This is a genomic window from Arthrobacter sp. 2YAF22_2 (assembly GCF_052114645.1).
GTDB lineage: Bacteria > Actinomycetota > Actinomycetes > Actinomycetales > Micrococcaceae > Arthrobacter.
Map to the genome: position 1 here is coordinate 1 of NZ_JBFRFD010000100.1, position 8757 is coordinate 8757.

At 65.8% G+C, this 8757-nt stretch carries 10 protein-coding genes; 2 read left to right on the top strand and 8 right to left on the bottom strand.

The features are described 5' to 3' along the window. The 8 genes from AB4Y86_RS06160 to AB4Y86_RS06195 form a co-directional block, all read right to left on the bottom strand. A partial coding sequence (locus AB4Y86_RS06160; protein ID WP_441401041.1) for a PCRF domain-containing protein occupies positions 1-815 on the bottom strand: 815 nt, incomplete at its 3' end. Between the two features lie 82 nt (positions 816-897). After that, positions 898-1308 carry a pilus assembly protein TadG-related protein gene (locus AB4Y86_RS06165; protein ID WP_441401043.1) on the bottom strand — a complete coding sequence of 137 codons (411 nt, stop codon included), beginning with the start codon at positions 1306-1308 and terminating at the stop codon, positions 898-900. Between the two features lie 113 nt (positions 1309-1421). Then, entirely contained in the window at positions 1422-1922 is a 501-nt protein-coding gene (locus tag AB4Y86_RS06170) for a hypothetical protein (protein WP_441401045.1), read from the bottom strand. Continuing rightward, positions 1903-2316: a TadE family protein gene (locus tag AB4Y86_RS06175; RefSeq protein WP_441401056.1), complete on the bottom strand. Its 414-nt coding sequence runs from the start codon at positions 2314-2316 to the stop codon at positions 1903-1905. Before AB4Y86_RS06175 ends, AB4Y86_RS06170 begins: the two co-directional genes overlap by 20 nt. An 84-nt stretch (positions 2317-2400) precedes the next feature. Next, positions 2401-2649, bottom strand: a complete 249-nt coding sequence (locus AB4Y86_RS06180; protein ID WP_441401047.1) for a hypothetical protein — start codon at positions 2647-2649, stop codon at positions 2401-2403. Between the two features lie 66 nt (positions 2650-2715). Beyond that, positions 2716-3645 carry a type II secretion system F family protein gene (locus AB4Y86_RS06185; protein ID WP_441401057.1) on the bottom strand — a complete coding sequence of 310 codons (930 nt, stop codon included), beginning with the start codon at positions 3643-3645 and terminating at the stop codon, positions 2716-2718. Positions 3646-3653: 8 nt separating this feature from the next. Continuing rightward, the gene (locus AB4Y86_RS06190; RefSeq protein WP_441401048.1) at positions 3654-4508 is read right to left on the bottom strand and encodes a type II secretion system F family protein; all 855 of its coding nucleotides are present in this window, start codon (positions 4506-4508) and stop codon (positions 3654-3656) included. Then, the gene (locus tag AB4Y86_RS06195; protein ID WP_441401050.1) at positions 4508-5731 is read right to left on the bottom strand and encodes a CpaF family protein; all 1224 of its coding nucleotides are present in this window, start codon (positions 5729-5731) and stop codon (positions 4508-4510) included. Before AB4Y86_RS06195 ends, AB4Y86_RS06190 begins: the two co-directional genes overlap by 1 nt. Positions 5732-6154: 423 nt before the next feature. Between AB4Y86_RS06195 and AB4Y86_RS06200 the strand changes: the two genes are divergently transcribed. Together AB4Y86_RS06200 and AB4Y86_RS06205 are read left to right on the top strand one after the other, a co-directional pair. Further along, positions 6155-7615, top strand: a complete 1461-nt coding sequence (locus AB4Y86_RS06200) for a polysaccharide deacetylase family protein (protein WP_441401052.1) — start codon at positions 6155-6157, stop codon at positions 7613-7615. A 752-nt stretch (positions 7616-8367) separates the two neighbouring features. Beyond that, positions 8368-8757: polysaccharide deacetylase family protein (locus AB4Y86_RS06205; protein WP_441401054.1), on the top strand; the 390-nt coding region annotated here is incomplete at its 3' end.

An 8757-nucleotide genomic window follows, 5' to 3' on the forward strand; every position in this document is an offset into this window, starting at 1 on the left:
GACACCACGGTGCCGGTGGGGATGTGGGTCAGGCGCACGGCGGAGTCTGTCGTGTTGACCGACTGACCGCCCGGGCCGGAGGAGCGGAAGACGTCGACACGGATTTCATTGTCCGGGATGTCGATGGAATCGGTCTGCTCGATCAGGGGGATGACCTCGACGGCGGCGAACGAGGTCTGGCGGCGGCCCTGGTTGTCGAACGGGCTGATCCGCACCAGCCGGTGAGTGCCGGCCTCGACGCTGAGCGTGCCGAAGGCGTAGGGGGCCTTGACCTCGAAGGTGGCGGACTTCAGCCCGGCCTCTTCGGCGTACGAGGTGTCCATGATGGTGGTCGGGTAGCCGTGGCGTTCGGCCCAGCGCAGGTACATCCGCAGCAGCATCTCGGCGAAGTCTGCCGCGTCGACACCGCCGGCGCCGGCCCGGATGGTGACCACGGCTTCGCGCTCGTCGAATTCGCCGGAGAGCAGGGTGACCACCTCGAGGTCTGTCAGCGCCTTGCGGATCGATTCGAGTTCCGTCGCGGCTTCCCCCATGGAGGCGGCGTCGTCTTCGTCCTGGCCCAGTTCCACAAGGACTTCCAGGTCGTCGATCCGGGCGGCCAGCCTGTTCAGCCGTTCCAGTTCGGACTGCTTGTGCGAGAGCTTGGAGGTGATGACCTGCGCGGCCGCGGGGTCATCCCAGAGGTTCGGTTCACCCGCGCGTTCGCTCAATTCGGCGATGTCTTCCTTCAGCGCCTCGACGTTGGAAACGTTCTCGATCGAGGTGTAGGTGGAGCGCAGCGCGCGGATTTCTGCGGGAAAATCAATGTTTGCCATGGTTTTTCAAGCCTACGCTATCCGCCGCGGGGCACCCGGAGCGCGGGTATGCGGAGTGCGGGTATGCGGAGTGGGGCCCCGGTCAGCGTGTGAGCCGGGACCGCGCAGTCGACGTCGCCTCGATCCGGATGCCGTCCGGAACCAGGAAGTTGACGATCGGCGGGTGGACGGCGGCGCTGAGCACGACGACGGCGGTGGAACCGTCCGGGCTGCCCGTCGCCGGGGCGACGGAGAGGGCGCTGAACCGGGCGAACGCGCCGTCGCGGTTCAGGTAGTCCGTTGCGGTGCTGCGCACCCTGCCGGCGCTGAGGACGGCGGTGGGGCGGCCGGAGGCGCTCTCCAGTTGGCCCAGGGTGAAGCTGTCCGCGGCGGCCACGGAGGCACCGTCGGCGAGCGACAGCAGCTTCTTGTGTTCGATGTACACGCTGGACGCGGCCGTGACCACCGTGGTGATAAGCAGGGCCAGCAACACGTAGCCGATGATCAGCACCATCAGTTGGCCGTCCTCAGCGCGGCGGCTGCGGCTTTGGCGGGTACGGCGTTGGCGGGTTCGGCGTTGGCCGGCGCCGCCTCGACGGCCGCCTCCGTAACCGGGTGGTCCCGCGGTCATCGGAACCGCCCGACGATCTGGGTGGCGCTGGCCCTGAGGTGTCCGGCGTCGAGCCGCAGCGTGTCGCCGAAGGGCACGTACGGCAGCGGCACTGTGAGGTGCACGGTGATGGTCACGGCGGTCCCGGCCGCGGAACAGTCGGCGGGATCACAGCTGGTCTCCAGGCTGGCATTCTCCGCCGGATGCCCGTGGTCGGCGAGCGCCAGTTGCACGGCCTGTTCGGCGGCGGCCCGGCCGCTGGCCGCGTCGGGCTGGGCGACGTAGACCTTGGCGGCCTGCTCCGCAGCGCCGACCACCGCGAACGAACCGCCCTGGAGCTGGCCGACCGTGATGATGAAGTAGACCACCGGCACCATCAGGAGGAGTGAAAGGAAGGTGAATTCGACGACGGCACTCCCCCGTTCGGCGTCGTCTCCGATTGGGCCGGCGTCATGGTCGTGGACGCCGTGGGCGCCGTGGGCGGCGCCTGGGCTGGATCTAGGGTTGGATGGCGGCATGGCCCTTCACCTCCAGCATTTCGCGCGGGCCGATCAGTCCGATGACCGGCAGCGGGGCGCGGACCGTCACCTCGAGGGTGCGGATGCCCCGGTAGGTCGTCTCAGTGGTGCTGACGTCCCGGGCGAACTCCGCGGTGAGGGCGACGCCGATCAGCTGCGTGGTGCGCTCTTTGGCGTCGGCGGCACCGCGGTCGGCCAGCGTGCCGTACCGGGCGCCGGAGGCGGCGGCGTCAATCAGCGTGTTGCGGACGTGCAGGACGAGGGCGAGCTGGACAACGGCCAGGAAGAAAAGCGTAAGCAGAGCGCCGACCAGGACGAAGTCCACCACCGCGGAGCCGTATTCCCGGCCGGGGACTACGGGCGCACCCGGATCAGGCCCGTCCGCACGCTCCAAGTCCGGGCAGGCCGCAACTTCCACGACGGGTCCGGCCGGTCCTTCCACCGCCTCCCGCGCGGACGCGCCGGCGGCAGCCACCGCCTACTGCCCGACTTTTTGCATGGCCTGGTTGAAGAGCCCCTCCAGTGCCGGTCCCGCGAGCGCCAGCAACGCGGCGACGAGGACGGCCGACATCAGCGTGATCATCACCCAGCCCGGCACGTCGCCGCGCTCGCCAAGGTCCTGGCCTCGGGTCGGCCCCCGGTCTCGCGTGCCGGGGCTGCCGGAGCGCCCGAAGAGCAGGCCCGCCAGGCTGGCCATTAATATCGTGCGGATACCAAATGTCTTCACTGTTTCCCCTTTTTTTAGATGTTTGTCTAAACGTTGCGCTTTCTACTCGTTCCCTTGTGCGGATACTCAAAGTCCCAGGCTGATGGCCGCCAGCCCCGGGAAGACGGCAAACACCACTGTCAGCGGCAGCACACCGAAGACGAGCGGCACCATCATGCCGATTTCCTTCTTTCCGGCGGACTCCATCAAGTCACGCTTCGCCGTATCACGAACGTCCTGGGCCTGCGCGCGCAGGACTTCCGCCAGCGGAGTCCCGCGTTCCACGGCCACGATGAGCCCGTCCACAAAGCGCACCAGCGGTCCGAGTTCGGTGCGGGACGAAAATTCCTGCAGGGCATCGGCCAGCGGCTTGCCTGCTCGGGTATCGGCCAGCACCTTGGCGAACTCCTTTGACAGTTCCCCCTGGGTCCTTCGGCAGACCCGGTCCAGAGCGCCGGTAGCGCTCTCGCCCGCGCTGACAGCCAGCGCCATGAGTTCGGCCACGCTGGGGAACTCCGCCATCATGCGGGCCTCCCGCTTCCTGACCTGGCCACCGAGCGTGTAATCGCGCAGCAGGAATCCGGCGAGGCCTGCGCCCAGCACGATCAGCACCGCAAACAACGGATTGAACCGTCCGACGGCTCCTCCCAACAACACGGCCACCGCGGCGGCCACGAATCCGCCGACCGCCCAAATCAGCTGCTCCGCGCGGAAGTCCATCGAGGACTTCGTGCCGCCGGCCCGGGCAAGCCTCCGGTTCAGTGCCGAGGAACCAGGGCTAAGCCTGCCCACCGCCCGGCCCCAGTCGCGGAACACCGGACGCAGGATCCGCTCCAGTGGGCCGAAGGGCGTGACGTTTCCGGGAGCCGGGCGCAACAGACGGGATTCCGTGGCGTGCGATCTTAGCTGTGGTCCGATCCGCTCCGCGAAGCTAATGGGACGAAGGAACGGCAAGCGCACCAATAGTAGCCAGAGACCGCCGCCCAGGACGGCTCCGCAGGCCACCGCGCTCGCCATCAGCCCGCTCACCGGAGTACCCGCTCGTCCTGCGGCAGGGCCCCGATACGCAGCATGACGGCGTAGGAAAAAAGCGAGACGAGCAATCCGCCGACCAGGACTGCGGCGCCGACAGGCGAGTCGTAGGCCGCCACAGCTTCGGGCCGGCTCGCCAGGAGCACCAGGACAATCCACGGCGCGGCCACTGCGAGCCGGGCTGCGTTGACTGTCCACGACTGCCGAGCCTCCAGCTCACTGCGGGTACGCGCGTTCTCGCGCAGGAATTCGCCGAGGGTCCCCAACAGGCGGCCAAGGTCCGAGCCGCCGACCTCCCGGGTCAGCCGGAGCGCTTCAACGATCCGGTCCGCCACGGGATCGGCGAGCCGTTCTTTCAGCCGGTTCAATGCCGGGTCAAACTGGCCTCCGGACCGGTAGTCGGCACCGAAGTCACGGAACAGCGGGCGCAACTCGGAGGGCCCCTTCTCACCCAGCTGGATCAGCGCCTCCGGCAACGACAAGCCCGCCCGGATCGCCGAGCGCAGGTGGTCCACGACGTCCGGCCACAACTCGCGGAGCACGGCCATGCGCTTCCGGGCCCGCCACTTCACGATGCCCAGCGGCAACCAGCCGCCAAACAGACCGAAGCAGCCGGAGATCGGCCAGGACCTGGTGCCGGCGAAGAACACGAGCGTCACGAAGGCACCCACCCCGCAGCATGTTGCGATCAGGCCGAGCCTGCTGACTTTTTCGATGCCGGCGGCCCGCAGCAGGTCCTCCAGCCGGCTGGCTCTGTGCCGGCGTTCAGGCGCCGGTGGCCGTTCCCAGGCCGACCACCAGACCAGCAGGAGTCCGGCACCCCCGAGTACCCCCAACAGCGGCGCCATTAGCGCGCCTCCAGCAGCGCCGCGACGTCGTACCCGGAGCGCGCGAACTTCTCCGCGGCAGGCATTGAATTCGCCCTCGGTTCGAGCTGACCGGCGGCCATGTCGAACACCATGGACGATTCGATCACACCGTTTTCCACCCGGCGACCCAGCGAGAGGATCTCCGTGACCTGCCGGCGTCCGTTCGCCTGCCGGCTGCAGTGGACCACCAGGTCGATGCAGGAGGCGACGGTGGGGACAACGAAGGCGGATGAGATGTTTTCCCCGGCGAGTAACGGCAGCGTGCAGATCTTGGTGACCGCGTCGTGGGCCGAGTTCGCATGGACGGTACACATGCCAGGCATGCCTGAATTTAAGGCGATCAGCATGTCCAGGCTTTCGGCTTCCCTGACTTCGCCGACAACGAGCCGGTCCGGCCGCATCCGAAGCGCCTCCTTCACGAGGCGGCGGAGCGGGATTTCGCCTTCCCCCTCAAGGTTGGGTTGCCGGCACTGCAACCCCACGACGTCGCGGAGCGGGAATTGGAGCTCGAAGATTTCCTCCACCGTGACCACCCGCTCGCGGCTGCCGATGCTGGCGGCGAGGCAATTGAGCATGGTGGTTTTGCCTGCCTGGGTGGCCCCGGAGACGAGGATATTCAGCCCACTGGCGACCGCCGCCCCGAGGAACCGGGCCGACTGCGGGGTGAGCGTTCCCAGCTCCACAAGATGTTCCAACCGGGCGGCCTTGACCACGAATTTGCGGATGTTGATTGCCCAGTGGCGGCGCGTGACGTCCGGGATGACGACATGCAATCGCGAGCCGTCCGCAAGTGCTGCATCGACGAACGGGGAAGAAAGGTCCAGCCGTCGGCCCGAACTCTTGAGCATGCGTTCCACGAGGTCGCGGACCTGTTGCTCGGATAAGGCGACGGATGTCAATTCCGATTCTCCGTTGCGCGCGACGAAAATCTCATCGGGCGCGTTGAGCCAGATCTCCTCGATCGCGGGGTCATCCAGCAGTGGCTGCAACGGACCAAAGCCCGCAACCGCGTCAAAGACGAACCGGCGGGCGGTATCGAGGGAGCCGATGGGAGGCAGTGGCGCCAGCAACGCGCGCTCGTCGTAGTCGCTGATCGCCTCGTCCACGAGGCGCCGGACCTCGCCGGCCTGGCGCAACGGGTCGAGCCCTCGACGACGGATCAGCTCACGGACCTCGTCTTCGACGATGCGCACAGCTTCCACGGTGCCCCCAACATGACCGCTACCCCTCCCCTGGGGCAGTGCAACTTGGATTAAAGCTAAGGGTGCACGGGTGGCTGGGCAAGGGGCCGGGAGGGCCCATGTGGATAAACCGCGCCGGCCGCCCTAACAATTGCCCCACAGGTAACGGCAGCTACTCTGGCCACGAGCAGGACAAGCCAGAAAGCTCCTTCTGTCCACCCCCACTACTTGGGTCAGGCGGAGCCGAGGCGTGAAATCGAGTGGTGGAACCAAGTGGTGCTTACCGTTGACACCTTCGTAACCCAACCGTAGCGTGGCGCCCATCGGCAGTAGTCCGACTGGGATGCAAACCGGAACCGGTCTGCCACCAACTCTCGGGACCACTTCTGAAGGCCGATAACTCCATGCCTGTGGTGAGGACCGGAATCTCGGTAGCTGTGCGATATGAAGAACACAGGAAACCGCACGAAAGAGCTCACCAGTCAAGTCGCAGGCGCGACGATTGGATTTGGGATGCAAACACTACGCTCTGGGGTCTCACGCTTTGGTCGGGACCATCCCATGCAGAAACGCCACAACCGCGGGGCTGCTGCGGCAACCATGGGTACAGCGGCACTTCTGCTGGCTACATTCTTCAACTCGGCCGTTCTGGCCCCGCCTGCCCGCGCTGCCGGGCCCGTCGTCGTGTCGCTGACCTTCGATGACTCCCACGTCGACCAGGTGGCCGCCGCGGCGTATATGAACTCCAAGGGCCTGCACGGAACGTTTTATATCCCGTCCGGCTTCCTCAATTCCGACCCCGCCTACATGAACACCGCCCAGGCGTTGGCACTTCAAACAGCCGGCAACGAGATCGCGGGACACACGATCACCCACCCCGATTTGACCTTGGCCGACAGCGGTGAACAACAGCGTCAACTCTGCAACGACCGCAACACCTTGACGTCGCTGGGATTCCGCATCACCAGCTTCGCCTATCCATTTGCGGCGTCGAGCCCTGGACTCGAGGCCATTGTGGCCGCATGCGGCTACAACAGCGCGCGTGGTCTAGGCGACATCGCAAGTCAGGACCCGGCCTCCGCTGGCCTCCCCCTGGCCGAGACCATCCCGCCCGCGGACCCCTACCTGACTCAGGCACCAGACCAGGTCGACAACACGTGGACACTGCAGAACCTCAAGGATCTGACCCTGAAGGCCGAGCCCGGTGGCGGCTGGATGCAGTATTCGTTCCACCACATCGGTGTCGCGGGTGAGTCGCTCAGCGTCCCCACCGCAGATTTCAACGCCCTGATTGATTTCCTGGCGGCCGAGCAGGCCGCTGGTCGGGTCGAGGTGAAAACCGTGGACCAGGTGATCGCCGGCCCGGTCAAGCCTCCGGCTGCCAATGGACCGACTCCGCCGGCGCCGATCACTTCGGGTAACCTGATCCGCAACCCCGGATTTGAGACGGCAGGCTCCGTAGCGGGCGGCCCCCCGGACTGCTGGGTGCCAGGATCCTACGGGACCAATACGTACACGAGTAGCACGGTGACGGCTGCGCATACCGGCCATGCCGCCACCCAAGTGGTCATGACCGCCTACACAAATGGCGATGCCAAAGTGCTGCCACCGCTTGACACCGGCCAGTGCACCCCCACCGTCACACCTGGTCGCAGCTACACCATGTCGGCCTGGTACACCTCGACGGCACAAACCCAATTCGAGCTCTACTACCGGATCGGCCAAGGGGCTTGGCACTACTGGACATCCAGCCCGTTCGTCCTCCCTTCGGCGACATACGCCCAGACCAGCTGGACATCCCCACCAGTTCCCCCGGGAGCCACGGCGATGTCTATGGCGTTGACGCTGAGCAGCCCGGGAACGCTCGTAACGGACGACTACAGCCTCACGGCCCAGGGCCCCTGACCTTCGAAGGTTCGCAGCAGGCGCGCGGCCCTCAAAGACTGTCTTTGCCCAAGTGCAAATGAAAGGGGCAGAAGCCAACTCCATTGGCTTCTGCCCCTTTCCTTGCGCCGGGCTCGCCGCACAGGGTTTCAACCGCCACCTGCCCAGAGGATTTAATCTGACTCTTCGAGCCGCGTCCCAGATCGAGGTGTGTCCAGCGCGGGCTTCAGTTCGTCCGAAGCCCTCCACGGGGTTGAAGTCGACGCGGCCCACGGAGTCGAATCCACGGGAGGCATCACCTCACGAACCTGGGCCAAGCCTACGAGCTAGTCCGGCTGCCAGCGCGACAAGTTCACGGGGCTCCCAATGCCACGCCCCGCCTACTTGGTTCCGCTGGTACCAAGTGCTGTAACCAAGTAGTAAAACCAAGTGGTGGCTACCGTTGCCCCTGTCCCAAGGCAACCGTAGCGTGACGCTCATCAGCGGGTGCTGGGATGGGATCGCCGACGTGAGCCGGTCTGCTCCATGGTCGCGACCGCTGCTAACGAACAATAAATATATGCCCGTGATGAGTACTGGTGAGTCTGTAGCCGTGCGATGGGAGAGACACACGAAGGGGCGCGAAAGAGTCCACCAGTCTTGTCGCAGGCGCGACGATTGGACCTGCAATGCAATCTTGGTGGACAGGGGTCTCACGCCTTGGGCGAGGCCATCCTTTGCAGAAACGTCAACGCCGCGGTGCCACCGCGGCAGCTATGGGTACGACGGCGATCTTGCTGGCAGCCCTCTTCAATTCGGCCGTTCTGGCCCAGCCTGCCAGCGCCGCTTCCCCCGTCATCGTGTCATTGACCTTCGATGATTCTCACGTCGACCAGCTGGCCGCCGCGGCGTATATGAACTCCAAGGGGCTGAAGGGAACCTTTTACATCCCGTCCGGCTTCCTCAACTCCGACCCTGTCTACATGAACACCGCCCAGGCGCTGGCGCTTCAAACAGCCGGCAACGAGATTGCCGGCCACACCGTCACCCATCCGGATTTGACCTTGGCCGACACCGCTGAGGAACAACGCCAAATCTGTAATGACCGCAGGGCCCTTACCGCGCTGGGATTCCGCATCACCAGTTTCGCTTATCCGTTCGCCGCATCAAGCCCCGCACTAGAG

What these genes read in the sequence shown, in the direction of transcription:
- AB4Y86_RS06165 (WP_441401043.1), bottom strand. Translation starts at nt 1,308, where the DNA reads ATGGTGCTGATCATCGGCTACGTGTTGCTGGCCCTGCTTATCACCACG.
- AB4Y86_RS06170 (WP_441401045.1), bottom strand. Translation starts at nt 1,922, where the DNA reads ATGCCGCCATCCAACCCTAGATCCAGCCCAGGCGCCGCCCACGGCGCC.
- AB4Y86_RS06190 (WP_441401048.1), bottom strand. Translation starts at nt 4,508, where the DNA reads ATGGCGCCGCTGTTGGGGGTACTCGGGGGTGCCGGACTCCTGCTGGTC.
- AB4Y86_RS06200 (WP_441401052.1), top strand. Translation starts at nt 6,155, where the DNA reads ATGAAGAACACAGGAAACCGCACGAAAGAGCTCACCAGTCAAGTCGCA.
- AB4Y86_RS06185 (WP_441401057.1), bottom strand. Translation starts at nt 3,645, where the DNA reads ATGGCGAGCGCGGTGGCCTGCGGAGCCGTCCTGGGCGGCGGTCTCTGG.